This window comes from Stenotrophomonas sp. PS02297, assembly GCF_029959705.1.
Taxonomy (GTDB): domain Bacteria; phylum Pseudomonadota; class Gammaproteobacteria; order Xanthomonadales; family Xanthomonadaceae; genus Stenotrophomonas; species Stenotrophomonas nitritireducens.
Window position 1 is genome coordinate 1 of the sequence record NZ_JASCOS010000003.1, and the last position, 24,372, is coordinate 24,372.

Here is a 24,372-nt window from a genome sequence, read left to right on the forward strand (position 1 = left end):
CGCGCCGGAACCGCCCGTCCTTCCGCGCGCGGCTTGGCATCCCCCACCACATCCGGATAATCACCCGCTCGCGGGGGCGACGGCCGTCGCCGCCCCCCAGCCACAGGTAACAGCCCCGCATGACCGAACTTGTACGCCCCGCCTTCCACGGTTTCGAGCAGCAGCCGCTGCGCGAGTACGCCGAGCGCGCCTATCTCGACTATTCCATGTACGTGGTGCTGGACCGCGCCCTGCCCTTCATCGGCGACGGCCTGAAGCCGGTGCAGCGCCGCATCATCTATTCGATGAGCGAGCTGGGCCTGAACGCCGCGTCCAAGCCGAAGAAGTCCGCGCGCACCGTGGGCGACGTGATCGGCAAGTACCACCCGCACGGCGACAGCGCCTGCTACGAGGCGCTGGTGCTGATGGCCCAGCCGTTCTCCTACCGCTATCCGTTGATCGACGGCCAGGGCAACTTCGGCTCCAGCGACGACCCCAAGTCGTTCGCGGCCATGCGCTACACCGAATCCAAGCTGACTCCGATCGCTGAGGTGCTGCTGGGCGAGCTGGGCCAGGGCACCACCGACTGGTCGCCCAACTTCGACGGCACGCTGGAGGAGCCGAGCTGGCTGCCGGCGCGGCTGCCGCACCTGCTGCTCAACGGCACCACCGGCATTGCCGTCGGCATGGCCACCGACGTGCCGCCGCACAACCTCAACGAGATCGTCAGCGCGCTGGTGCGGCTGATCGACGACCCGGACGCGACCGTCGCCGACCTGTGCGAGCACGTGAAGGGCCCGGACTATCCGACCACCGCCGAGATCATCACCCCGGCCAGCGACCTGCGGCAGCTCTACGAGACCGGCAACGGCAGCGTGCGCGCCCGCGCCACCTTCCAGAAAGAAAACAGCAACATCGTCATCACCGCGCTGCCGCACCAGGTCTCGCCCTCCAAGGTGATCGAGCAGATCGCCCAGCAGATGCGCGCCAAGAAGCTGCCGTGGCTGGAGGACATCCGCGACGAGTCCGACCACGCCAACCCGGTGCGCGTGGTGCTGATCCCGCGCTCCAGCCGCGTCGATGCCGAGCAGCTGATGGGCCACCTGTTCGCCACCACCGACCTGGAGAAGAGCTACCGGGTCAACCTCAATGTCATCGGCCTGGACGGCCGCCCGCAGGTCAAGAACCTGCGGCAGCTGTTGAGCGAGTGGCTGCGCTTCCGCCAGGACACCGTCACCCGCCGCCTCAACCACCGCCTGCAGAAGGTCGAGCGCCGCCTGCACCTGTTGGAAGGCCTGCTGGTGGCCTTCCTCAACCTGGACGAGGTGATCCGCATCATCCGCACCGAGGATGAGCCGAAGGCGGCGCTGATCGCCCGCTTCGGCCTGTCCGAGGACCAGGCCGAGTACATCCTGGAGACCAAGCTCAAACAGCTGGCCCGCCTGGAGGAAATGAAGATCCGCGGCGAGCAGGACGAGCTGGCCGCCGAGCGCGAGAAGATCCTGTCCATCCTCGGCAGCGCCGCCAAGCTGAAGAAGCTGGTCAAGGACGAACTGCTCGCCGATGCGAAGAAGTTCGGCGACGAGCGCCGCTCGCCACTGGTGCAGCGCGGCGCCGCCCAGGCCATCGACGAGACCGAGCTGGTCGCCAGCGAGCCGGTCACCGTGGTGCTGTCGGAGAAGGGCTGGGTGCGCGCGGCCAAGGGCCACGACGTCGATGCCGGCGGCCTGTCCTACCGCGAGGGCGACGGCCTGCTGGCGGCGGTGCGCGGGCGCAGCACGCAGCAGGTGGCCTTCCTCGACAACGAAGGACGCGCCTACTCCACGCCCACCCATACCCTGCCCTCGGCGCGCGGTAACGGCGAGCCGTTGACCGGCCGCTTCTCGCCGGCCGCCGGCAGCAGCTTCGTCACCCTGGCCAGCGGCGACAACGACACCCGCTTCGTGCTCGCCTCCTCGCACGGCTACGGCTTCGTCACCCGCTTCGAGAACCTCACCGGCCGCAACAAGGCCGGCAAGGCCATGCTCAATCTATCGACCGGCGCGGCGGTACTGCAGCCGATGGTGGTCGCCAACCCGCAGACCGACCGCATCGTCGCGGTCACCAGCGCCGGCAACATGCTCGCCATTCCCGCCACCGAACTGCCCGAGCTGGACAAGGGCAAGGGCAACAAGATCATCGAGATCCCCAAGGCCAAGCTCGCCACCGAGCGGGTGGTCGCGGTGGTCGCGGTATCGCCGGGCGCGACCCTGCAGGTCCGCAGCGGCCAGCGCACCATGAACCTGTCGTTCAAGGAACTGGATGCGTATGTGGGGGCGCGCGCCAGCCGCGGGCATCTGTTGCCGAGGGGGTGGCAGAAGGTGGAAGGCCTCGACGTCCAGTAACCCACTCCACCGGCGCGCGGCGGCGCGGCCGGTACTGTCGTCGCCATGCGCATGCGTGGCGCGGCCTTCCCAGCTCCCTTCGGCGGCGCGCGGTGTGTCGATCCATACTGTGCGCCGGCCGTGGCAATGGCTGGCAACCCGCTTCAAAAGGAATCGCCATGACATCCCCTGAAGACGCCTCCCCGCAGACCATCTGCCCCGAATGCCGCGGCGATAATCTGTACACCCATGGCGGCATCAGCGCCCGCGGCGGCTACGGCCCCGACCTGCTGCCCGGCGCCGGCGGCATCTTCGCCAGCGCCAAGATGCGCAGCATCGTCTGCCGAGATTGTGGCCTGATCCGCTTCTACGCAAGCAGTGAAGCGCTTGAGCGGATCACGCCGGACAACGGCTGGCGGAAAGCCCGCTGAGGAGGAGAACCATGCAACCCGATTTCTGGCTGCAACGGTGGCAACAGGGACAGATCGGCTTCCATCGCGGCGAGGTGATGCCGCTGCTGGAAAAGCACTGGCCCGCACTGCAGATCGCGCCCGGCGGCCGGGTGCTGGTGCCGCTGTGCGGCAAGAGCCTGGACATGCACTGGCTGGCCGCGCAGGGCCAGCGCGTGCTCGGCGTCGAACTGTCGCCGCTGGCGGTGGAGCAGTTCTTCGCCGAAGCCGGGCTTCAGCCCGAGCGCCGCACGAGCCCGCTGGGCGAGCACTACTGCGCGGGTCCGATCGAGATCATCCGTGGCGATGCCTTCGCCCTCGACGACGACACCCTGGCCGGTATCGCCGGCATCTACGACCGTGCCGCGCTGATCGCGCTGCCGCCGGAACTGCGCCAGCACTATCGCGACACCGTGTACGCGCGGCTGCCGGCCGGCTGCCGCGGTCTGGTGATCACGCTCGAATACCCGCAGGCGGAAAAAGCCGGGCCGCCGTTTTCGGTGGGACAGGCGGAAATGGAATCGCTGGCGCCGTCGTGGCGGGTGGACCTGGCCGAACGCCGCGACATCCTCGCGCAGGAACCCGGCTTCCGCGCCGAAGGCGTGAGCGCCCTGTCCACCGCCGTCTACCGCATGCAGCGCACCGTCCCCTGACGCGCCGCCACGCACGAACGAAGAAGGCCGGGAATCCCCGGCCTTCTTCGTTCATCGATGCGGGCTGGCGCCGCTCAGTGCGCCGGCGAACCCTTCGCGTCGATCTTGCTGGTCTGGTACAGCTCCAGGCCGATGCGCTTGATCAGGCCCAGCTGCTGCTCCAGCCACCAGGCATGGTCTTCCTCGGTATCGCGCAGCTGCGCGATCAGGATGTCGCGGCTGACGTAGTCGCCCAGCGACTCGCACAGCTTGACGCCGGCGGCCAGGTTGGCACGCACCTGGTACTCGGTCTGCAGGTCCTTCTCCAGCATCTCGACCACGGTCTTGCCGGCGGCGAAGCCATGCGGGCGCATGTCCGGGTCCCCGCCGAGGAACAGGATGCGCCGCAGCAGCGCGTCGGCATGCTCGGTTTCCTCTTCCATCTCATGGCCGATGCGCTCGTACAGCGCATGCAGGCCCTGGTCCTCGTAACGGCGGGAATGGATGAAGTACTGGTCGCGCGCGGCAAGCTCGCCGCGCAGCAGTTCCTTCAGGCATTCGATGACTTCCGGCTGGCCCTGCATGGGGGTGCTCCTGATGTTCGTGTCGGCACAGGATGCCCGATCCAGCGCGGCGGTGATCTAATCGGAATCAGTTTCAGTTGCGCTTCCGCGGCCGGTACCAACCGCCGGCCTGCCTCGGCCCTTGCTTCGCGGGCCTCCGGGCTGCCCGCGCCGCCGCACAGGGTGGCGGCTGCTCCTGCCTACGCTGCTTGCCGGGCTGGCGTTCCCCATCAACCGTTGCCTGGCCGCACGCGGGAACCGCATCGTCGCGGCGATGCGAACCCGACGCGCCCCTCCGCCCGGGCCCCGCACGCCACGGCCCTGCCTCCCCTACAATCCCGCACGGTTTCCTGAACCGGGGAGAGACGCATGCTGCGCTGGTTGTTGCGTTCGCTGGGAATACTGCTGGGGCTTTCGATCCTTGCCTTGGGCGGCATCTGGCTGCTGCTGCGCGGCAGCCTGCCGGAACTGGACGGCGAACCCGTCCTGCCGGGCCTGGCCGCCGCCGTCCAGGTGCAGCGCGACGGCAACGGCATGGTGACCGTGGATGCCGCCGACGAGCGCGACATGGCCCGTGCGCTGGGCTATGTACACGCGCAGGAACGCTACTTCGAAATGGACCTGATGCGGCGTTCGGCCGCCGGCGAGCTGTCCGAACTGTTCGGCGCCGGCGCCCTGCCGCTGGACCGGCGCATGCGCGTCCACCGCCTGCGCGCGCGCGTGCACGGCCACCTCGACCTCGCACTGGGCGACAAGCGCGCGGTGCTCGAGGCCTATCGCGACGGCGTCAACGCCGGGCTGGCGGCGCTGCCGGTGCGGCCCTGGCCCTACCTGCTGCTGCGCCAGCAGCCGCGCCCGTGGAGCCTGGACGACTCGGTCCTGACCGGACTGGCGATGTATGCCGACCTGCAGGACCCCGGCAACAACCGCGAACTGGCGCTGGCCCGTATCCGCGAGGTGGTGCCGCCGGCGCTGTACGCGCTGATCGCGCACGACGGCAGCGGCTGGGATGCGCCCCTGTTCGGCGCCGCGCGCGGCGATGCGCTCCTGCCCGATGCGGCGACGCTCGACCTGCGCATGCTGGAAACGGGATCGACCGTTCCCCACGGAACGGCTTCCGCTTCACGGGCGGACGAATCCTCTCCAGGCAGCAACAATTTCGCGGTCGCCGGCGCGCTCACCCACGACGGCCGCGCGATCCTGGCCGACGACATGCACCTCGGCCTGCGCGCGCCGAACATCTGGTTCCGCGTGCGCCTGCGCCACCCCGATCCGGCCGCGCCGGGAGGCAAGGTCGACGTGGCCGGTTTCAGCCTGCCGGGACTGCCGGTGGTCGTCGTCGGCAGCAATACCCACGTGGCCTGGGGCTTCACCAACAGCTACATCGACACCGCCGATTTCGCGCGCCTGCCCGCTGGCGCGCCGCTGCGCGAATACCGGGAGAGCATCGCCGTTGCCGGTGCGCCGGCCCAAACCCTGATCGTGCGCGAAAGCGACTGGGGCCCGGTTCTGCACGACAACGCCGACGGCAGCCTGCTGGCGCTGCGCTGGGCCGCGCAGTTGCCGGGCGCGATACGGCTGGACTTCGCCGACATGGCGCGCGCCGCCGACCTGGACGCCGCGCTGGCGGTGGCCGACCGCTCCGGCATCCCGGCGCAGAACCTGCTGCTGGCCGACAGCCGGGGCCGCATCGCCTGGCGCCTGATCGGCGCGCGTCCGCAACGCGCCCCCGCCTGCAAGGCGGACGGCATCGTCGACGCCAGCACGGCGCCCTGCCCTCCGTGGCCGGTCCGCACGGACCAGGCCCCGTCGCAGGTCGATCCGCCCGAGCACCGCCTGTGGACCGCCAACACCCGTGTGCTCGACGGTGCCGCCCTGGCCGAGGCCGGCGACAGCGGCTACGACCTGGGCGCGCGGGCGCGGCAGATCCGCGATGGCCTGTTCGCCCGCGAACGGTTCGACGAGCGCGACCTGCTCGCCATCCAGCTGGACGACCGCGCCGTGCTGATGGAACGCTGGTGGCAACTGCTGCGCGCCACCGTCGAACGCAGCGACGACCCGGCGCTGCGCCGGCTGGAGGCGGCCAGCCGCCATTGGGACGGCCATGCCGCCGTCGATTCGGCCAGCTACCGCATCGCCCGCGGCTTCCGCGGCATCACCCTGGACACGCTGGAAGCCGGCCTGCTCGCGCCCGCGCGGCAGAAGCTCGGCGAGGCCTACATCGCGCCGCGCCTGCCGCAGCTGGAAGGCGTGGCCTGGCCTCTGCTGGAACAGCGCCCGCCGAACCTGCTGCCGCCGCCGTTCAAGAGCTGGGACGAGCTGCTCGCGCACAGCGCGCGGCAACTGGAGACCGATCTGGCCGCGCAGGGCAGCGACCTCGCCGCACGCACCTGGGGCGAACGCAACACCGCGGCCATCTGCCACCCGGTCTCGCGCGCGCTGCCCGGCCTGTTCAAGCGCTGGCTGTGCATGCCGGCGCAGCCGCTGCCCGGCGACGGCAACATGCCGCGCGTGCAGACGCCCGACTTCGGCGCGTCCGAACGCATGGTGGTCTCGCCCGGCCACGAAGCCGACGGCATCGTGCACATGCCCGGCGGCCAGAGCGGGCATCCGCTGTCGCCGTTCTGGGGCGCCGGCCACGACGACTGGGCGCAGGGCCGGCCAACGCCGTTCCTGCCCGGCGCCACCAGACACACCCTGGTCCTGCGCCCGCACTGAAACGATGGGCGCGACGCGCCCGCCAACCGGTGGGCGCAGCTACTTCAACCGCACCGTCCACTCGACCTCGAGCATGTCCTCGGCGTTGAACAGGCGGCTGACCTGCACCCAGCTTGCCGCGGGATACCTGCCATCGGCGAAGAAGGCCTTGCGCTCGGGAATGGCCTGGACCAGCGCATCCATGTCGGTGGTGTACGCGGTCTCCTTCACCACCTGGCTAGTGTCGGCACCGAACCGCCGCAGGATCTTCGTCAACTCGCCGTAGCACGCCTGCACCGCGGCCCGCATGTCCTTGCCGCGACAGGGCACGCCGGAGACATGCAGGGTGTCGCCATCGCGCACCACGCCGGTGTAGCCGATATCCGCTTCCCAGCTGCCCAGCTGGTGGCGCTCCAGCGGCGTCTCCGCGGCATGCACAGGCGAACTGCACAACAGGCCGGATACCAGCAACGAACAGATACGCATCGGAAGTCCTCTGATCGAATGGAGAAAGATGAGCGGCGACAGCGGCATCACGTGGAAACCGCCGTTCCCTGCCGCGCAAGGCATGGGCGCTCCCCGCCCGCGGGAGAGGAGCATCAAGCGTTTGCCGGAGACCGCGCGGCGGACACGCCGCCGCGCCGGCCCTTTCAACCGGCCAGTGCCTGCTCGTGCACGCCGGCCACCGCGCGGCCCGACGGGTCGGCCATCGTCGCGAAGCTGGCGTCCCAGGCGATCGCCGCCGGCGAGGAACAGGCGATGGACTTGCCGCCCGGCACCGTCTCGGCCGCGGCCGGGGTGGGATAGAACTGCTCGAACAGGCTGCGATAGTGGTACGCCTCCTTGGTCTGCGGCGGGTTGTACGGGAAGCGCTTGTCGGCGGCGGCCAGTTCGCGGTCGCTCACCTGCGCCTCGGCATGCGCCTTCAGCCCGTCGATCCAGCCGTAGCCGACGCCGTCGCTGAACTGCTCCTTCTGCCGCCACAGGATCTCCTTCGGCAGGTAGCCCTCGAACGCCTCGCGCAGCACCGCCTTCTCGATGCGGCCGCTGGCCTTGTCCACCATCTTGTGGCTTGCGTCCATGCGCATCGCCACGTCGAGGAAGGCGCGGTCCAGGAACGGCACGCGCGGCTCCACGCCCCAGGCCATCATCGACTTGTTGGCGCGCAGGCAGTCGTAGCTGTTGAGCGCGTCGAGCTTGCGCACCAGTTCCTCGTGGAACTCGCGCGCGTTCGGCGCCTTGTGGAAGTACAGGTAGCCACCGAAGATCTCGTCGCTGCCCTCGCCGGACAGCACCATCTTCACGCCCATCGCCTTGATCCGCCGCGCCAGCAGGAACATCGGCGTGGACGCGCGGATGGTGGTGACGTCGTAGGTCTCGATGTGCCGGATCACTTCCGGCAGCGCGTCCAGGCCTTCCTCGAAGGTGTACTCGAAGCCATGGTGCACGGTGCCGAGCATGTCGGCGGCGATCTTCGCCGCGGCCAGGTCGGGCGAACCGGCAAGGCCGATGGCGAAGGAATGCAGGCGCGGCCACCAGGCTTCGCTCCTGTCGCCATCCTCGATGCGGTGACGCGCATAGCGCGCGGCCACCGCCGCCACCAGCGAGGAGTCCAGCCCGCCGGAAAGCAGCACGCCGTAAGGCACGTCGGTCATCAGCTGGCGGTGCACGGCGGCCTCGAAGGCTTCGCGCAGTTCCTGACTGGATACCTCCACGCCCTGCACGGCGTCGTAGTCGCGCCACGGCCGCTCGTAATACTTCGACAGTTCGCCGGTGGCGCTGTCGTACCAGTGGCCGGGCGGGAACTGCGCCACGTCGGCGCAGGTATCGGCCAGCGACTTCATCTCCGAGGCCACGCACAGGCGGCCCTGCTTGTCGTGGCCCCAGTACAGCGGGACCACGCCGATCGGATCGCGGGCGATGATCACCCGCCCGGCGGCTTTGTCCCACAGGGCGAAGGCGAAGATGCCGTTGAGGCGGTTGAGGAAGGAGGCCGGAGTGTCCTCGCGATACAGCGCGTTGATCACTTCGCAGTCCGAGCCGGTCTGGAACGCATATGGCCGGGCGAGTTCCTGCTTCAGTTCACGGTGGTTGTAGATCTCGCCGTTGACCGCCAGCGCCAGCGCGCCGTCCTCGGACAGCAGCGGCTGCGAACCGCCGGCCGGATCGACGATGGCCAGGCGTTCATGCACGAGGATGGCGCGCTCGTCCACGTATACGCCGCTCCAGTCGGGCCCGCGATGACGCTGGCGCTGTGATTGTTCGAGTGCCTGCCGGCGCAGGGCCTGCAGGTCGTCGCCGGGTTGCAGGCCGAAGATGCCGAAGATGGAACACATGGGAAAGCTCCTGGGTTTCGTAGGGGTCGAACGTCGGAAGCAGCGATTTCGATGGCCTGGATCGCGGATGCGGGAAACAAAAAAACCCGCATCGGCCGATGCGGGTTTTCTGGTCACTGGGCGTATGGTGCTTGTGGCTCAGTCGCAGACCCGCATCGGCCGCGCGCGATTGTTCGCAATCACATTATTGCGATTGTTCGAAGCATTCACGTTGGCGCAGGCGTTGCGGTTCATGGGGCCGACGATAGCGTGGGTTGCGGGGGCCGCGCAACAGTTTCAGCGGCAATCACACCGGCCTGCGCGAGCACGGCCAAATCGTCCCCGCCGGCGCATTCGACCCGGTTGCGGCCGCCGTGCTTGGCCCGGTACAGCGCCGGGTCGCCACCGGCGGCCGGCACGGTTACCGCCACGCCAAGGCTGATGCTGCCCGGCAGGCCGGCGGCGGCCATCGCCGCTTCAGCCTGGCGCCGCACGCGCTCGGCGCGCTGCATGGCCGCCGCGCGGTCGATCCCAGGCAGGATCAACACGAATTCCTCGCCGCCATAGCGCGCGGCCAGTTCGTCGACCCCCGACACCTCCGCGGCCAGCACGCCGGCCACCCGCCGCAGTTGCTGGTCGCCGGCCTGGTGGCCGTGGTTGTCGTTGAACTGCTTGAAGTGGTCCACGTCGGCCATCACGACCGCCAACGGCTCGCCATGCTCGGCGCAGCGCTGCCAGCCACGCCAGCCAGAGCCTGGCCACCCACCGCCAGCGCCCGCGTGGCGTCGAACGCCGACGGCAGCAGGGCATGGACGCCGTTGCCCAGAGGCGCGGACCGTACAACCGCCGCGGCTGCTCCGCCCCGGGGTGAGCACCGCCAGGCCAAGCCGGTCGCCGATCAGCAGGCCGGCACACGCCGCTGGTCGAACACGTCCAAGGCGAAGGCAGGTGCAGGCGGGTCAGCCCGGCCTTGCCCACCACCCACAGGCAGGCATGGTTCAGGCCAGCAGCCGGGTGATCAGTTGCCGGTAAAGATCGGGCAACGCCCGCAGATCGTCCAGCCGCACGTGTTCGTCCACCTGGTGGATGCTGGCGTTCACCGGCCCCACCTCGATGCACTGCGCCCCCAGCGGCGCGATGAAGCGCGCATCGGAGGTGCCGCCGCCGGTGCTTTCCTCCGGCGTGGCGCCGGCGAACCCGGCCAGCACCTCGCGCGCGACGCTGCGCAGGCGCCCTTCCGGCGTGTAGAAAGGCTCGCCGCTGCGGTGCCAATGCAGCTCATGATCGAGCCCATGGCGGTCCAGCAGCGCGGCGATCTCCGCCTCCAGGCGCGCGGCGTTCCAGTGCGGGTTGTAGCGCAGGTTGAACATCGCCCGCAGCTCGCCGGGGATCACATTGCTGGCACCGGTGCCGGCTTCGATGTTGGAAATCTGCAGGCTGGTCGGGGGGAAGCTCTCGTAGCCATCGTCCCAGTGCCGCGCGGCCAGTTCGGCCAGCGCCGGCGCGGCGAGGTGGATCGGGTTGCGCGCCTTCTCCGGATAGGCGACGTGGCCCTGCACGCCCTTGACCCGCAGCTTCGCCGACAGGCTGCCGCGACGCCCCACGCGCAGCAGGTCGCCCAGCGTGGCGCTGGACGACGGCTCGCCGGTGATGCACCAGTCGATGCGCTGCCCGCGCTCGCGCAGCAGCCGCGCGACGTGGCGCACGCCATCGATGGCATCGCCCTCCTCGTCGCTGGTCAGCAGCACCGCCAGCGTGCCGGGGTGGTCCGGGTGGTCGGCGACGAAGCGTTCGACCGCCACCACGAACGCGGCCACGCTGCCCTTCATGTCGGCCGCGCCACGGCCGTACAGCACGCCGTCGCGCACCTCCGGCCGGAACGGATCGCTGGCCCAGGCCTCGATCGGGCCGCTGGGCACCACGTCGGTATGGCCGAGCAGCACCAGCACCGGCGCGCCGCTGCCATGCGTGGCCCACAGGTTGTCGACCTCGCCCAGGCGCAGGTGTTCGCAGGCGAAACCGGCGGCCTGCAGGCGCTCGCCGATCAGTTGCTGGCAGCCCGCATCCTCGGGCGTTACCGAAGGGCGCGCGATCAGCTCACAGGTCAGTTCAAGCACATCGTTCATGCGATATGTCTCCTGCAGGAGCGCACCAAGGCGTGCTCCTGCACGTGCCATCACGCGACGCCGAAGCGCTGCTTGAAGCCGTTGTCGGAAAAGCCCTGCGTCATCGCGCCGTCGCCGGTGACGACCAGCGGGCGCCTGATCAGCTGCGGGTACTCACGCAGCAGCAGCTTCCATTCGGCATCCGACGCGGCCGCCTTGCGGTTGTCCGGCAACTGCCGCCAGGTGGTCGAGGACTTGTTGATCAATGCCGCGAAGCCGCCGGCCTTGCCGGCCCATTCGACCAGCGTTTCCGGGCTGGGCTTGTTGTCGCAGTAATCGACGAAGGTGTAGGCGACGCCGAAGCGGTCCAGCCACTTGCTGGCCTTCTTGCAGGTGTCGCAGTTCTTCAGCCCATACAGGGTCGTCATGTCATGGAATCCTTGGAGCGTGGAACGAGTGGAGGGAAGCGGGACACGAGGGAAGACGACAAGAAGCGGGAAAGCGCGGGCCGCGGCCCCTACCCGTTTCCCGTTTCCCCGCCCGTTGCCTGCTTCAATCCGCCAACCCGCGCAGCAGGTCGTTCACGCTGGTCTTGCTGCGGGTGCGGGCATCGACCTGCTTGACGATCACCGCGCAGTACAGCGAATGGCTGCCGTCCCTGCTCGGCAGCGAACCGGACACCACCACGCTGTAGGGCGGAATGTAGCCGTAGCTGATCTCGCCGGTGGCGCGGTTGTAGATGCGCGTGCTCTGGCTCAGGAACACGCCCATGCCGATCACGCTGTGGTGGCCGACGACCACGCCTTCCACCACTTCCGAGCGCGCGCCGATGAAGCAGTGGTCCTCGATGATGGTGGGACTGGCCTGCAGCGGTTCCAGCACGCCGCCGATGCCGGCGCCGCCGGACAGGTGGCAGTGCTTGCCGATCTGCGCGCAGGAGCCGACCGTGGCCCAGGTATCGACCATGGTGCCCTCGCCCACGTGCGCGCCGATATTGGTGAAGCTCGGCATCAGCACCACGTCGCGGCCGAAGTGGGAACCGCGGCGGGCGATGGCACCGGGCACCACGCGCACGCCGGCGGCGCGGAACTCCGCCTCGCCGTAGCCGGCGAAGCGCGATTCGACCTTGTCCCAGAACGGCGCCGGGCGGCCGTCCATGACGCTCATGTCGTTGACGCGGAAATACAGCAGCACCGCCTTCTTCAACCATTCGTTGACCTTCCAGCCGCCATTGCCGTCCGGCTCGGCCACGCGGAATTCGCCCGACTCCAGGCCATCGATGACACGGTTGACCAGCGGCCGGGTGTAGCCCTCGATCTCGTCCATGGTCAGCATCGCGCGGCGTTCGAACGCGCTCTCGATGCCGAACTTCATTTCCGCCACGCCCGGTGCCGGCGGCTTGCGCAGGCTGCGCGGGCCGATCGATTCGACCGCCTTCGGCGCGGTCTTCGGCTTGATCGCGGGCGCCTTCTTCACCACGGCCTTCGCCGCCTTCTTCGCTGGCACGGCCTTGCTGGCGGCCGGCTTGGGAGCCGGGGCGGTCTTGTTCGGCGCAGCCTTCTTGGCGGGGGTCTTCCTGGTGGCCATCAGTGGGGGTCTCCTGGCGTTCTATCGGGTTCCAGGCAGGCCAGCAATGCGTCGCGCAGAGCCTGCCGGGAGGTTTCGGTAAGCGGTTGGTCGTGGCGGTCGGTGAGCTGGAACTGGTCCTCGGCGCGCTCGCCGAAAGTGGCGATGCGCGCGTCCTGCACCCGCAACCGCTGGTCGCGCAGCACGTGCGCGACGTCGGCCAGCAGGCCGGGGCGGTCGGGGGCCACCAGGTTCAGCACCGTGCGGCCGTGCTCGGCGTTCTCGATGAACTCGATGCGCGGGGCGAAGCGGAAGTGCTTGAGCTGGCGCGGGATCACCCGCCGCGCCGGCCGCAGGATCTGGATGTTGCCGGCCAGCGCCTTGCGCAGCAGCAGCTCCAGGCGCGCGGTGTCGCCATCGGCGAAGCTGCCGGCCGGCGTCACCTCGAAGGTATCGAAGATGGTGTCCTCCGGCCCGTCGAGCACGCGCGCGCGGTGGATGCTGTAGCCGGCGCGGTCCAGCGTCATCACGATCGCGGCGAACAGGCCGTCGCGGTCGGGCGAGTGCACGAACACTTCCAGCGCATCGCTCTCCGGCGCAATCCGCCGCGCCTTGACCAGGGTGCCGCCACGCGCCACCTCCATCAGCGAGGCGGCCTGCCACACCAGCTGCTCGGGGCGGAAACGCATGAAACTCTCGTCCGGCATCGCGCCGAACTGGCGCTCGATCACCGCGTCGGCATGGCCCAGCGCGCGCATCAGCCCGCGCACGTTGGCGCGCGCTTCCTGCACCCGCTCGGCTTCCGGCAGCGGTGGCTCCAGCCCTTCGCGCAGGGCGCGACGCGCGGCGAAATACAGGTCGGCCAGCAGCCGGTCCTTCCAGGCGTTCCACAGCTTGGGGCTGGTGCCGGCGATGTCGGCGCAGGTCAGCAGGTACAGGTAGTCCAGCCGTTCGCGGCTGCCGACCAGCCCGGCGAAGCGGTGGATCACCTCCGGATCGGTGATGTCCTGCTTCTGCGCGGTGACCGACATGCGCAGGTGCTGTTCCACCAGCCAGGCCACCAGGTCCGTGTCGGTGGCGCTCAGGCCATGCGCGGCGCAGAACGCGCGCGCGTCCACCGCGCCGAGTTCGGAATGATCGCCGCCGCGGCCCTTGGCGATGTCGTGGAACAGCCCGGCCAGCAGCAGCAGTTCCGGCTTGCGCAGCCGCGGCCAGACCTCGTGGGCGATGGAGAAACGCTCGTCGGCGCGGCCGGCGGCGAACACGCCGATGTTCCGCAGCACCATCAGCGTGTGCTGGTCCACGGTGTAGACATGGAACAGGTCGAACTGCATGCGCCCGGACACCTGCGCGAAGGCCGGTATCCACTGCCCCAGCACGCCCAGCCGCGCCATGCGCGCCAGCGTGTCCACCGCGCGCGGTCCGCGCAGCAGGCCGATGAACTGCCCGCGCACGGCTTCGCCCACCTGCGTGTAGGCGGGAATCTCGTCCAGCATCTCGGCCAGGCCACGCGCGGTCATCGAGTGCAGGCCGCGCACCTGCGGGATGTGCGCCCAGCAGGCGAACAGGGCGAAGATGCCCGCGATGTCGCCGTGCGGCCACAACGGGTCGTCGGCCGACAGGTAGCCGCGGCGCAGCGAGAAGCCATCGCCGACCGGCTCGGGAGACGCTTCGCCGTCGAACTGTTCCTCGAAGCGCTGCAGCAGGCGGTCGCTGATCCGCCGCACCACCGCCGCGCTGCGGTAAAAGCCCTGCATCATCTTTTCCACGCCGAGATTGCCGGCGTCGTCGGCGAAACCCATGCGCTCGGCCAGCGCCTTCTGGTGGTCGAAGCGCAGCCGCTCCTCGGCGCGCTGCGCGACCAGGTGCAGGCCGAAGCGCAGCCGCGCCAGTACCGCGCGCTCGCGCTTGAGCGCGGCGGCTTCGTCCAGCCCCAGGTGCCCGAGCCCGACCAGCGCGTCGATGTCGCTCACGCCGAACGCGCGCAGCGCCATCCAGCCCAGGGTGTTGAGGTCGCGCAGGCCGCCGGGACCGTCCTTGATGTCCGGTTCGAGGTTGTCGGCGGTGTCGCCGAAACGCTGGTGGCGCAGCAGCAGTTCCTCGCGCTTGGCGAGGAAATATTCGCGCGCCGGCCAGACCAGGGTCGGCGATACCGCGCGCGCCAGCGCCTGCTGCGCACCCGGCTCGACGCACAGCGGCCGCGCTTCGATCAGCGCGGTCAGCACGGTCTGGTCGGCCGCGGCCTGCACGCACTGCGCGGCCGAACGCACCGCATGGCTGGCCGGCAGCCCCGCATCCCACAACAGCGCGAACAGGCGCGCCAGCGCGGCCTCGTTCGCCTGCTGCATCTCAGGCTCGCCCAGCACCAGCAGGTCGATGTCAGAACGCGGGAACAGCTCGCCGCGCCCGTACCCGCCGACCGCGAACAGCGACAGCCCGCCAGCGGCCGGCAGGCAACGCCGCCAGGCCTGCTGGATCAGGTGGTCGGCACTGCGCGCGCGCAGCGCCAGAAGGCGCTCGATGTTGTCGCCCTGCTCGAAGCGCCGGCCCAGCCGTGCATCGGCGTGGGCCAGCGACTGCCGCGCCGCGGCGGCCCACTGCGCATCGCCCGCGGGATCGGCCGGCGCGTCCGGTACATGCTGGACCAGATCCGCCGGCAGTGGGCTCATGCCGCCCCGGATCGCGCGCGCTCGGCCTCGGCCGGCGACAGCGTCAGCACTTCCACGCCGTCCTCGGTCACCGCCACCATGTGCTCCCACTGCGCCGAGAGCTTGCGGTCCTTGGTGACCACGGTCCAGCCGTCCGGCAGCACCTTGGTATGGCGGGTGCCCTCGTTGATCATCGGCTCGATGGTGAAGGTCATCCCCGGCTTGAGCACCAGCCCCTGGCCGGGACGGCCGTAATGCAGCACCTGCGGCTCGTCGTGGTAGACCTTGCCGATGCCGTGGCCGCAGTACTCGCGCACCACGCTGAAGCGCTCGGACTCGGCGTATTCCTGGATCGCGTTGCCGATGTCGCCCAGCGTGGCGCCCGGCCTGACCGCGCGGATGCCGCGCCACATGGCTTCCCGGGTCGTTTCGACCAGGCGCTTGGCCATCACCGACGGCGTGCCGACGTAGTACATGCGGCTGGTGTCGCCGTGCCAGCCGTCCTTGATGACCGTCACGTCGATATTGACGATGTCGCCGTCCTTCAACACCTTGGCCTCGCTGGGGATGCCATGGCAGATGACGTTGTTGACCGAGGTGCACAGGGTCTTGGGAAAGCCGCGGTAGCCGACATTGGCCGGGATCGCGCCCTGCACGTTGACGATGTGGTCGTGGCAGATGCGGTCCAGTTCCTCGGTGGTGACACCGGGCTTGACGTGTTCGCCGATCATGTCCAGCACTTCGGCCGCCAGGCGGCCGGCAATGCGCATCTTGGCAATTTCTTCGGGGGTTTTCAGGTTCACGCTCATGGCCGCCATTATCACCCATTGGCGCCTGCCTGAACGACCTCTCCCCCTGCCCGCGCGTGGCCGGGCCGGACGGCGGTTTGCGCGCCGGAGGCCCTGCCCCTATAATTCCGCGGCTCCGTCGCCGGTCCCTGGCCGCTTCGGGCCGCCCACACCGGGCGTCACCGGTGAATCCACACCTGCTGCCCCCATCCGTGCCGGGGTGCGCGTGCCAGCTGGAGCCAAGGCCCCAGTACGCATGTCGTCGGTCACGGAGGCAGCAGGGAAGCCCAACCCCGGAACCCAGCGCGCTTCCACGCGTCCCGCACACTTTGCCCGCGGGCGGAATCGCCGGTTCCCTGTCAGGAGTTCTGCAATGTCCCAGATCACCATGCGCCAGATGCTGGAAGCCGGCGTCCACTTCGGCCACCAGACCCGTTACTGGAACCCGAAGATGGCTCCGTACATCTTCGGCGCCCGCGGCAAGATCCACATCATCAACCTGGAAAAGACCGTCCCGCTGTTCAACGATGCGATGAACTTCATCTCGTCCGTTGCCCAGAAGCGCGGCACCATCCTGTTCCTGGGCACCAAGCGCAGCGCGCGCGACGCCATCAAGGAAGAAGCCGAGCGTTGCGGCATGCCGTTCATGAACCAGCGCTGGCTGGGCGGCACCCTGACCAACTTCCGCACCGTCAAGCAGTCGGTCGCGCGCCTGAAGGAACTGGAAGCCGGCGAGACCGACGGCACCTTCGAGCGCCTGGTCAAGCACGAAGTGCTGGGCCTGCGCCGCGAGCGCGACAAGCTGGAAGCCTCGCTGGGCGGCATCAAGGACATGAACCGCCTGCCGGACGCGATCTTCGTGATCGACATCGGCCATGAAGACATCGCCATCAAGGAAGCCAAGAAGCTCGGCATCCCGGTGATCGCCGTGGTCGACACCAACTACAACCCGGAGCTGGTGGACTACGCCATCCCGGGCAACGACGACGCCATCCGCGCCGTGCAGCTGTACGCCCGCGCCGCCGCCGACGCCGTGCTGGAAGGCAAGGCCGCCGCCCCGAACGCCGCCTCGGTGCGCGAGGAAGAGTTCGCCGAAGGCGCCGAAGGCGAAGCCAAGCCGGCCCGCAAGCCGCGCGCCAAGAAGGCCGAAGCCGCCGAGTAATCGTGGCGCAATGCAGCCGCGCGACCATCGCGCGGCTGCTTCCCCCGGTAGGGGCGGCGTAAGCCGCGATGCGGCTTTCACGTGAAGCCTGTTCGCGGCTTACGCCGCTCCTACACATCCACCCAAATTCTCAGAGGTTTTAACCATGGCTGAAATCACCGCATCCCTGGTCAAGGAACTGCGCGAGCGCACCGGCGCCGGCATGATGGAATGCAAGAAGGCGCTGGCCGAGAACAACGGCGACATCGACGCCGCCGCTGAAGCCCTGCGCAAGTCCGGCGCCGCCAAGGCCGACAAGAAGGCCGACCGCGTCACCGCCGAAGGCCGCATCGGCGTCGCCATGAACGGCGGCAAGGCCGTGCTGGTCGAAGTGAACTCGGAAACCGACTTCGTCGCCAACGACGTCAACTTCAAGGCGTTCGTCGATGCCGTCGCCGCGGCCGCCCTGGCCTCGGGCGCCGCCGACGTGGAAGCCCTGAAATCGGCCAAGCTGGCTTCCGGCGAAACCGTCGAGGAAACCCGCGCCGCCGCCATCCAGAAGCTGGGCGAGAACATCCAGATCCGCCGCCTGGCCAAGGTCGATGGCGGCAACACCGTCGGCGCCTATGTGCACACCAACGGCAAGATCGGCGTGCTGGTCGACCTGGCCGGCGGCAACGCCGAGCTGGCCAACGGCCTGGCCATGCACGTGGCCGCGATGAACCCGCCGCACAACAAGGCCGCCGACGTGCCGGCCGAGTTCGTCGCCAAGGAAAAGGAAATCGAGCTGGCCAAGATGAGCGAGAAGGACAAGGCCAAGCCGGCCGAGATCCTGGAGAAGATCATCAGCGGCAAGATCAACAAGATCATCAGCGAAGTGACCCTGTACGGCCAGAGCTACGTGCTGGACGGCGACAAGACCGTCGAGCAGGCCGTCAAGGCCGCCGGCGGCGACGTCGTCGGCTTCCAGCGCCTGGTGGTCGGCGAAGGCATCGAGAAGGTGGTCGAGGACTACGCCGCCGAAGTCGCCAAAGCGATGCAGGTCTGACACGGCCCCGATCCGGAGCCCAGAAGAAGCCGCGGACTCCGCGGCTTCTTTTTTATCCGGCGCACGCAGCCGACCCCGTTTTTCCTGTGGACTTCAAGTCCCATTGCCCGATACTGTGACGCAAACACCCCGGCGCCCGCCCCGTCCGTATCCTTGATGGCCTGCTGAACACCTCCTCCGACATGTCCCCCGAGCTCAACGCAGCGCTGTCGCTCTGCCGCAACCTGCCCTCGCCGCCCGGCATCGCCATCCGCATCATCGAATTGGCGCAGGATCCGGAGACCGACATCGCCACCGCGGCCGATGCCATCGCGATGGACATGGCCCTGAGCGCGCGCATGCTGCGCATCGCCAACTCCCCGCTGTACGCCAGCCGGCGCCGGATCGAGAACCTGGGGCAGGCACTGACCATGCTCGGCCTCAACGCGACCCTGCAGCTGGCGCTCGGCTTCTCCCTGGCGCATGCGCTGGAAAAGCAAGGCCAGGACCCGCGCCTGCTGGAACGCATCTGGCGCCGCAGCGTGCTCTGCGCCCTGGCCGCGCGCTTCCTCGGCATGGGCTGCGGGGTGCGGCGCGTCGAGGAGCTGATGCTCGCCGGCCTGCTGCAGGACATCGGCGCGCTGGCATTGATGCAGGCCAGCCCGGACATCTACCCGGCGCTGTTCGACAGCGCCACCTGCAACGAGGAACTGCTCGCCCATGAGCGCGCCATCCTCGGCTGCAGCCACGCCGAAGCCGGCGCCCAGCTGTGCGAGCAGTGGCACCTGCCCCGCTACCTGGTGGAAGCGATCGCCCGCAGCGAGCCGCCGGTGGAACCGACCGACCCGTTCCAGCGCTGCGTCGCCCTGTCCGGCTGCGTGGCGGAAATCTGGCTGGCGCCGGATGCCGATAGCGCGCGCAGCCATGCCCTGCAGCAGGCTTACCAGGAACTGGGCATGGACAGCCAGGGCTTCGAACTGGTGCTGCAGCGGGTCAGCCAGGCGCTGCCGGAACTGTGCGCCCTGCTCGACGTACCGGTGCCCAGTTCGGCGCGCCTGCACTTTCTGCTCGACCACGCCAACGAACTGAAGGAACTGCGCAACCTGCGCGAACTGCAGGATGCCTCGACCACCCGCCGGCGCGCCGACGACTTCGAGCTGATGGCCCGGCGCCTGGCCGAACAGGCGCACCTGGACGCGCTGACCGGCGTGCTCAACCGCCGGCATCTGGAAACGGTGCTGGAGCAGGAGTTCGCCCGCGCCGCACACATGAACCAGCCGCTGTCCATCGCCTTCATCGACCTGGACGACTTCAAGAAGATCAACGACGCCCACGGCCACCTGGCCGGCGACCAGGTGCTGCAGTCCTTCGCCTCGCATCTGCAGGAACAGCTGCGCAACAGCGATACCGTCGCCCGCTTCGGCGGCGAGGAGTTCGTGGTGCTATTCCCCGACACCAACGAGCGCCTCGCGCTGGAGGTGGTGCGGCGCGTGCTGGATACCATCGCGCACACGCCGATGGCCGAGATCGAGGGCGCTCCGCTGCATGTCACCTTCTCCGCCGGCGTGGCCACGCATGGCGACTACGAGCGCTTTGCCAATGTGCAGGATCTGCTCAAGGCCGCCGACGATGTGCTCTACCGCTCCAAGAGTCTGGGCCGCAACCGGGTGATCGCCCGCGCCCCCGAGCCGCAGCCGGCTTCCGGCTGAACACGGGCGAACGCGGGTGGCAATCCGTCATTGCAGCGCAACAAAAGCGCTGCCCGGCATGCCCTCGATCCGTTAGAATTCCCGCGTTTTCCAGCCACCGAGGTCGCCCATGTCCCAGCTCGCCTACCAACGCATCCTTCTGAAACTTTCCGGGGAGGCGCTGATGGGAGACGAGGACTACGGCATCGACCCCAAGATCATCAACCGCCTGGCGCGCGAGGTCATCGAGGCGCAGCAGGCGGGCGCCGAAGTGGCGCTGGTCATCGGCGGCGGCAACATCTTCCGCGGCGCCGGCCTGGCCGCCGGCGGCATGGACCGGGTCACCGGCGACCAGATGGGCATGCTGGCCACGGTCATCAATGCGCTGGCCATGCAGGACGCGCTGGAGAAGCTCGGCGCCAAGGCGCGCGTGATGAGCGCGATCAAGATCAACGACGTGTGCGAGGACTACATCCGCCGCCGCGCCATCCGCCACCTGGAGAAGGGCCGGCTGGTGATCTTCGCCGCCGGCGTCGGCAGCCCGTTCTTCACCACCGACTCCGGCGCCGCGCTGCGCGCCATCGAGATCGGCGCCGACCTGCTGCTCAAGGCCACCAAGGTCGACGGCGTCTACGACAAGGACCCGAACAAGCACGCCGATGCGGTGCGCTACGACACCCTGAGCTACGACCAGGTCATCAGCCAGGGCTTGGAAGTCATGGACACCGCCGCCTTCGCCCTGGCCCGCGACAGCGACCTGCCGCTGCGCGTGTTCGACATGGGCCAGCCCGGCGAGCTGCTGAAGATCCTGCGCGGCGAGAACATCGGCACCCTGGTCCACGGCCGCGACGCCCACTGACGACGCGCCTGCTCCGGCAGGCCCGCGCCGCCGGCACGGGCCCGGCACGGCACGACTCAAGGGGCGCGCAGGGAAGCCGGCGCGCCCCGCTCCACGATTCCCGTCCGGCCGGCAGGGCTGTTCGCCTATAATCGGCCGGTTCCAGAAACATCCAGGATTCCGGCGATGATCAACGACATCAAGCAAGATGCGCAGGCGCGCATGGCCAAGAGCCTCGACGCTCTGCGCCACACCCTCACCACCATCCGCACCGGCCGCGCATCGCCGGCCCTGCTCGACGGCATCAAGGTCAAGGCCTACGGCACCGATACGCCGCTGAACCAGGTGGCCAGCATCAGCGTGTCCGAAGGCCGCTCGCTGGTCATCACCCTGTTCGACAAGAACATGATCAAGGAAGTGGAAAAGGCCATCTACGCGTCGGACATCGGCATCACGCCCACCACCATGGGCACGGTGATCCGCCTGAACCTGCCGCCGCTGACCGAAGAGCGCCGCAGGGAACTGGCCAAGACCGTCGGCAAGGAAGGCGAGGACAGCAAGGTCGCCATCCGCAACATCCGCCGCGATGCCAACCAGGAAGTGGCCCGTCTGCTCAAGGACAAGGCCATCACCGAGGACGAGGACCGTCGCGCGCAGGACGATATCCAGAAGCTGACCGACAAGGCGATCAAGGACGTCGACGAAGTGGTCAGGCTCAAGGAACAGGAACTGATGGCAGTCTGACCGGTGCCGTCCGCCATGCCCAACGGCATGCCAGCACCAAGCCTGCCCGCGCACGTTGCCATCATCATGGATGGCAACGGCCGCTGGGCGCAGCAGCGGCGGCGTCCGCGCATGATCGGCCACCGCGCCGGCGCGCGCGCGGTCAACCGCACCATCGATTTCTGCCTGGAGCGCGGCATCGCCGCGCTCACGCTGTTCGCCTTTTCCAGCGAGAACTGGGGACGGCCGCAGGAAGAAGTGGATGCGCTGATGAAGCTGTTCCTGGGCGCGCTCGACCGCGAGGTGGACGAGCTCGACCGCCGCGGCGTGCGCGTGCGCTTCATCGGCGAACGCTCGCGCTTCTCCTCCGGCATCGCCCAGCGCATGGACCGGGCCGAGCAGCGCACCGCCGGCAACGGCGCCATGGCTCTGAGCATCGCCGCCAGCTACGGCGGCCGCCAGGACATCGCCCATGCCGCGCGCCTGCTCGCCGAGCAGGTCGCCGCCGGCACCCTGTTGCCGGAACAGATCGATGAACACCTGCTCGGCCGGCATGTCGCGCTGACCGACCTGCCGCCGCCGGACCTTTTCATCCGCACCGGCGGCGATACCCGCATCAGCAATTTCCTGCTGTGGCAGCTGGCCTACACCGAGCTGTGGTTCACCGAGGTGCTGTGGCCGGATGTCGATGCCGGCCTCCTGCAGCGGGCGCTGGACGACTACGCGCAGCGCGAGCGCCGCTATGGACTGACAAGCGCACAGGTCGCCGCGGCGGCCACGGAGACCGTTTCCCCATGACCAAGACCCGTGTCATCGCCGCGCTGATCATGGCCCCGGTGGCCATCTGCGCGATCCTGCTGCTGCCTACCCAGTGGCTGGCCGCCGCCGCCGCGCTGGTGTTCCTGACCGGCCTGTGGGAATGGTTCCGGCTCACCGGCGTGGACGGCCTGCCGCGCACAGTGCTGCTGGTGCTGAACCTGCTGCTGATGGTGCTGCTGGTGTGGGCATCGGCCGGCAGCCTGGTGCTGTTCCAGCTGGCCGCGCTGGCCGGGGTCGGCTTCTGGCTGCTGGCGCTGCTGTGGCTGCGCTTCTTCGATTTCGGCGCACACGAGGAAAGCAGCGCGCGCATGCTCAAGCTGGCCGCCGGCAGCCTGGCCATCGTCCCGGCCTGGGCGGCGCTGGTGCTGATCCACGCCGGCGGGCCGCATGGCAACCGCTGGCTGCTGACCGCGCTGGCCATCGTCTGGGCCGCCGATTCGGGCGCCTATTTCGCCGGCCGCGCCTTCGGCAGGCACAAGCTGGCCCCGCGCGTGAGCCCCAACAAGACCATCGAAGGCCTGCTGGGCGGGCTGGTCGCCGGCCTGGCCGTCGCCGTCGGGTTCGGCTGGCTGGCCGGCGTGCAGCCAGCCGATATCGGCTGGCTGCTGCTGGTGGCCGCGGTCGCGGTGCTGGCCTCGGTGCTCGGCGACCTGTTCGAAAGCCTGCTCAAGCGCCACGCCGGCGCCAAGGATTCGGGCAGCGTGATTCCCGGCCACGGCGGCGTGCTGGACCGCATCGACGGCGTGCTGGCCGCCCTGCCGGTGTTCGCGCTGGGCAAGGAAATCTTCGGTTTCTGACATGTCCGTTTCTTCGCCTTTCCACCAGGATGCCCCGCGCCGGGTCGCCATCCTTGGCGCCACCGGCTCGATCGGCACCTCGGCGCTGGACGTCATCGCCCGCCATCCGGAGCAGATGCGCGCCAGCGTTCTGGCCGCCGGCAACAACGTCGATGCGCTGGTCGCGCTGTGCCGGAGCCACCGGCCCGAGCACGCCGCCATCGCCGACCCGGCACTGTTCCAGCGCCTGCGCGACGGGCTGCGCGACGCCGGCCTGGCGACCGAGGCCCACGCCGGCGCCACGGCGATCGACGCGCTTGCCGCCGGCGACGCCTGCGACACGGTGGTCGCAGCCATCGTCGGCGCGGCCGGGCTGTCCTCGACCCTGGCCGCGGCCCGCGCCGGCAAGCGCCTGCTGCTGGCCAACAAGGAGTCGCTGGTGCTGGCCGGCGAGCTGCTGACCCGCGAGGCGGCCGCGGCCGGCGCGGACATCATTCCGATCGACAGCGAGCACAACGCCATCTTCCAGTGCCTGCGCTCGCGCGACGCCAGCGTCGAAGGCGCCGGCGTGCGCCGCATCCTGCTCACCGCCTCCGGCGGCCCGTTCCGCGGCCGCACCCGCGCCGAGCTGGAAGCGGTGACCCCGGCCCAGGCGGTAGCCCATCCCAAGTGGTCAATGGGCCCGAAGATCTCGGTCGATTCGGCCACGCTGATGAACAAGGGCCTGGAGGTCATCGAGGCGCACCACCTGTTCGGCGTGCCCGGCGCGCGCATCGATGTACTGGTGCACCCGCAGAGCCTGGTGCATTCGCTGGTCGAGTTCATCGACGGCTCCACCCTGGCCCAGCTTGGCCTGCCGGACATGCGCACCACCCTTGCGGTGGGCCTGGGCTGGCCGCGGCGCATCGAATCGGGGGTGGCCGGACTCGACCTGCTGGCCCAGGGCCGCCTCGACTTCGAGGCCCCGGACCTGGACGCCTTCCCCTGCCTGCGCCTGGCCTGGCAGGCGATGGAGGCCGGCGGCAGCACCCCGGCGATCCTGAACGCCGCCAACGAAGTCGCCGTTTCAGCCTTTCTTCAGGGCCGCATAGGCTTCCTGTCGATCCCTGCGCTGGTGGAACACGCGTTGTCCGCCCTGCCTCACATGGCTGCCGATACACTGGACGCCCTGCTGGCGGCCGACGCGCGCTCCCGCCAGGTCACCACCACCGCCATCGCCCGCCTGCCCCATGCCTGACCCCGTCTTCCAACCGAG

The 24,372-nt window shown here is 69.3% G+C and carries 21 protein-coding genes; 12 read left to right on the forward strand and 9 right to left on the reverse strand.

Annotated features, from left to right (window positions below):
- Positions 1 to 119: 119 nt before the first annotated feature.
- The 3 genes from parC (at position 120) to QMX80_RS01110 (ending at position 3,444) form a co-directional block, all read left to right on the forward strand.
- Positions 120 to 2,363 (forward strand): DNA topoisomerase IV subunit A, encoded by a 2,244-nt coding sequence (parC, locus tag QMX80_RS01100; protein WP_282274686.1) that lies wholly within the window; start codon positions 120 to 122, stop codon positions 2,361 to 2,363.
- 158 nt (positions 2,364 to 2,521) lie between these two features.
- Positions 2,522 to 2,773: a hypothetical protein gene (locus QMX80_RS01105; RefSeq protein WP_282274688.1), complete on the forward strand. Its 252-nt coding sequence runs from the start codon at positions 2,522 to 2,524 to the stop codon at positions 2,771 to 2,773.
- Positions 2,774 to 2,784: 11 nt separating this feature from the next.
- The gene (locus QMX80_RS01110) at positions 2,785 to 3,444 is read left to right on the forward strand and encodes a thiopurine S-methyltransferase (RefSeq protein ID WP_282274692.1); all 660 of its coding nucleotides are present in this window, start codon (positions 2,785 to 2,787) and stop codon (positions 3,442 to 3,444) included.
- A 74-nt stretch (positions 3,445 to 3,518) separates the two neighbouring features.
- Here QMX80_RS01110 and bfr read toward each other — a convergent pair whose 3' ends face one another.
- On the reverse strand, positions 3,519 to 4,007 hold the full coding sequence (gene bfr, locus QMX80_RS01115) for a bacterioferritin (protein WP_282274693.1): 489 nt from the start codon (positions 4,005 to 4,007) through the stop codon (positions 3,519 to 3,521).
- A gap of 348 nt (positions 4,008 to 4,355) precedes the next feature.
- Here bfr and QMX80_RS01120 point away from each other — a divergent pair, with 348 nt between their 5' ends.
- Entirely contained in the window at positions 4,356 to 6,704 is a 2,349-nt protein-coding gene (locus tag QMX80_RS01120) for a penicillin acylase family protein (RefSeq protein WP_282274694.1), read from the forward strand.
- Between the two features lie 39 nt (positions 6,705 to 6,743).
- On the opposite strand, the gene QMX80_RS01125 is transcribed toward QMX80_RS01120, so the two are convergent.
- From QMX80_RS01125 to map, 8 genes are all read right to left on the reverse strand, one after another.
- Complete coding sequence (locus QMX80_RS01125) at positions 6,744 to 7,169, reverse strand: RidA family protein (RefSeq protein ID WP_282274696.1); 426 nt, start codon at positions 7,167 to 7,169, stop codon at positions 6,744 to 6,746.
- Positions 7,170 to 7,333: 164 nt separating this feature from the next.
- Positions 7,334 to 9,019, reverse strand: coding sequence for an asparagine synthase B (gene asnB, locus QMX80_RS01130; RefSeq protein WP_282274697.1), 1,686 nt, complete (start codon positions 9,017 to 9,019; stop codon positions 7,334 to 7,336).
- Positions 9,020 to 9,249: 230 nt separating this feature from the next.
- Entirely contained in the window at positions 9,250 to 9,873 is a 624-nt protein-coding gene (locus tag QMX80_RS01135) for a GGDEF domain-containing protein (RefSeq protein ID WP_282274699.1), read from the reverse strand.
- A gap of 123 nt (positions 9,874 to 9,996) precedes the next feature.
- Positions 9,997 to 11,124, reverse strand: a complete 1,128-nt coding sequence (gene dapE, locus QMX80_RS01140) for a succinyl-diaminopimelate desuccinylase (RefSeq protein ID WP_282274701.1) — start codon at positions 11,122 to 11,124, stop codon at positions 9,997 to 9,999.
- A gap of 50 nt (positions 11,125 to 11,174) precedes the next feature.
- The gene (locus QMX80_RS01145; protein WP_282274703.1) at positions 11,175 to 11,531 is read right to left on the reverse strand and encodes a Spx/MgsR family RNA polymerase-binding regulatory protein; all 357 of its coding nucleotides are present in this window, start codon (positions 11,529 to 11,531) and stop codon (positions 11,175 to 11,177) included.
- Positions 11,532 to 11,655: 124 nt separating this feature from the next.
- The gene (dapD, locus tag QMX80_RS01150; RefSeq protein ID WP_282274705.1) at positions 11,656 to 12,690 is read right to left on the reverse strand and encodes a 2,3,4,5-tetrahydropyridine-2,6-dicarboxylate N-succinyltransferase; all 1,035 of its coding nucleotides are present in this window, start codon (positions 12,688 to 12,690) and stop codon (positions 11,656 to 11,658) included.
- Positions 12,690 to 15,338: a [protein-PII] uridylyltransferase gene (locus QMX80_RS01155; RefSeq protein ID WP_282274707.1), complete on the reverse strand. Its 2,649-nt coding sequence runs from the start codon at positions 15,336 to 15,338 to the stop codon at positions 12,690 to 12,692. Before QMX80_RS01155 ends, dapD begins: the two co-directional genes overlap by 1 nt.
- Entirely contained in the window at positions 15,335 to 16,126 is a 792-nt protein-coding gene (map, locus tag QMX80_RS01160) for a type I methionyl aminopeptidase (RefSeq protein ID WP_282274709.1), read from the reverse strand. The genes QMX80_RS01155 and map overlap by 4 nt, the downstream gene beginning before the upstream one ends.
- Before the next feature lie 352 nt (positions 16,127 to 16,478).
- Between map and rpsB the strand changes: the two genes are divergently transcribed.
- From rpsB to QMX80_RS01200, 8 genes are all read left to right on the forward strand, one after another.
- A complete protein-coding gene (rpsB, locus tag QMX80_RS01165) occupies positions 16,479 to 17,267 on the forward strand; it encodes a 30S ribosomal protein S2 (RefSeq protein ID WP_055764512.1) in 789 nt (262 codons plus the stop codon).
- A 145-nt stretch (positions 17,268 to 17,412) separates the two neighbouring features.
- Positions 17,413 to 18,294 carry a translation elongation factor Ts gene (gene tsf / locus QMX80_RS01170; RefSeq protein ID WP_282274715.1) on the forward strand — a complete coding sequence of 294 codons (882 nt, stop codon included), beginning with the start codon at positions 17,413 to 17,415 and terminating at the stop codon, positions 18,292 to 18,294.
- A gap of 182 nt (positions 18,295 to 18,476) precedes the next feature.
- Positions 18,477 to 19,982: a GGDEF domain-containing protein gene (locus QMX80_RS01175; protein ID WP_282274716.1), complete on the forward strand. Its 1,506-nt coding sequence runs from the start codon at positions 18,477 to 18,479 to the stop codon at positions 19,980 to 19,982.
- A 109-nt stretch (positions 19,983 to 20,091) separates the two neighbouring features.
- Positions 20,092 to 20,820, forward strand: coding sequence for a UMP kinase (gene pyrH / locus QMX80_RS01180; protein WP_055764505.1), 729 nt, complete (start codon positions 20,092 to 20,094; stop codon positions 20,818 to 20,820).
- 165 nt (positions 20,821 to 20,985) lie between these two features.
- Positions 20,986 to 21,543, forward strand: a complete 558-nt coding sequence (frr, locus tag QMX80_RS01185; RefSeq protein ID WP_055764503.1) for a ribosome recycling factor — start codon at positions 20,986 to 20,988, stop codon at positions 21,541 to 21,543.
- Between the two features lie 27 nt (positions 21,544 to 21,570).
- Positions 21,571 to 22,320, forward strand: a complete 750-nt coding sequence (gene uppS, locus QMX80_RS01190; protein WP_273082197.1) for a polyprenyl diphosphate synthase — start codon at positions 21,571 to 21,573, stop codon at positions 22,318 to 22,320.
- Positions 22,317 to 23,138 (forward strand): phosphatidate cytidylyltransferase, encoded by an 822-nt coding sequence (locus QMX80_RS01195; protein ID WP_055764501.1) that lies wholly within the window; start codon positions 22,317 to 22,319, stop codon positions 23,136 to 23,138. Before uppS ends, QMX80_RS01195 begins: the two co-directional genes overlap by 4 nt.
- Position 23,139: 1 nt before the next feature.
- Positions 23,140 to 24,354 carry a 1-deoxy-D-xylulose-5-phosphate reductoisomerase gene (locus tag QMX80_RS01200; protein ID WP_282274722.1) on the forward strand — a complete coding sequence of 405 codons (1,215 nt, stop codon included), beginning with the start codon at positions 23,140 to 23,142 and terminating at the stop codon, positions 24,352 to 24,354.
- Positions 24,355 to 24,372: the final 18 nt, after the last annotated feature.

What these genes read in the sequence shown, in the direction of transcription:
- parC (WP_282274686.1), top strand. Translation starts at nt 120, where the DNA reads ATGACCGAACTTGTACGCCCCGCCTTCCACGGTTTCGAGCAGCAGCCG.
- QMX80_RS01105 (WP_282274688.1), top strand. Translation starts at nt 2,522, where the DNA reads ATGACATCCCCTGAAGACGCCTCCCCGCAGACCATCTGCCCCGAATGC.
- QMX80_RS01110 (WP_282274692.1), top strand. Translation starts at nt 2,785, where the DNA reads ATGCAACCCGATTTCTGGCTGCAACGGTGGCAACAGGGACAGATCGGC.
- bfr (WP_282274693.1), bottom strand. Translation starts at nt 4,007, where the DNA reads ATGCAGGGCCAGCCGGAAGTCATCGAATGCCTGAAGGAACTGCTGCGC.
- QMX80_RS01120 (WP_282274694.1), top strand. Translation starts at nt 4,356, where the DNA reads ATGCTGCGCTGGTTGTTGCGTTCGCTGGGAATACTGCTGGGGCTTTCG.
- QMX80_RS01125 (WP_282274696.1), bottom strand. Translation starts at nt 7,169, where the DNA reads ATGCGTATCTGTTCGTTGCTGGTATCCGGCCTGTTGTGCAGTTCGCCT.
- asnB (WP_282274697.1), bottom strand. Translation starts at nt 9,019, where the DNA reads ATGTGTTCCATCTTCGGCATCTTCGGCCTGCAACCCGGCGACGACCTG.
- dapE (WP_282274701.1), bottom strand. Translation starts at nt 11,124, where the DNA reads ATGAACGATGTGCTTGAACTGACCTGTGAGCTGATCGCGCGCCCTTCG.
- QMX80_RS01145 (WP_282274703.1), bottom strand. Translation starts at nt 11,531, where the DNA reads ATGACGACCCTGTATGGGCTGAAGAACTGCGACACCTGCAAGAAGGCC.
- dapD (WP_282274705.1), bottom strand. Translation starts at nt 12,690, where the DNA reads ATGGCCACCAGGAAGACCCCCGCCAAGAAGGCTGCGCCGAACAAGACC.
- QMX80_RS01155 (WP_282274707.1), bottom strand. Translation starts at nt 15,338, where the DNA reads ATGAGCCCACTGCCGGCGGATCTGGTCCAGCATGTACCGGACGCGCCG.
- map (WP_282274709.1), bottom strand. Translation starts at nt 16,126, where the DNA reads ATGAGCGTGAACCTGAAAACCCCCGAAGAAATTGCCAAGATGCGCATT.
- rpsB (WP_055764512.1), top strand. Translation starts at nt 16,479, where the DNA reads ATGTCCCAGATCACCATGCGCCAGATGCTGGAAGCCGGCGTCCACTTC.
- tsf (WP_282274715.1), top strand. Translation starts at nt 17,413, where the DNA reads ATGGCTGAAATCACCGCATCCCTGGTCAAGGAACTGCGCGAGCGCACC.
- QMX80_RS01175 (WP_282274716.1), top strand. Translation starts at nt 18,477, where the DNA reads ATGTCCCCCGAGCTCAACGCAGCGCTGTCGCTCTGCCGCAACCTGCCC.
- pyrH (WP_055764505.1), top strand. Translation starts at nt 20,092, where the DNA reads ATGTCCCAGCTCGCCTACCAACGCATCCTTCTGAAACTTTCCGGGGAG.
- frr (WP_055764503.1), top strand. Translation starts at nt 20,986, where the DNA reads ATGATCAACGACATCAAGCAAGATGCGCAGGCGCGCATGGCCAAGAGC.
- uppS (WP_273082197.1), top strand. Translation starts at nt 21,571, where the DNA reads ATGCCAGCACCAAGCCTGCCCGCGCACGTTGCCATCATCATGGATGGC.
- QMX80_RS01195 (WP_055764501.1), top strand. Translation starts at nt 22,317, where the DNA reads ATGACCAAGACCCGTGTCATCGCCGCGCTGATCATGGCCCCGGTGGCC.
- QMX80_RS01200 (WP_282274722.1), top strand. Translation starts at nt 23,140, where the DNA reads ATGTCCGTTTCTTCGCCTTTCCACCAGGATGCCCCGCGCCGGGTCGCC.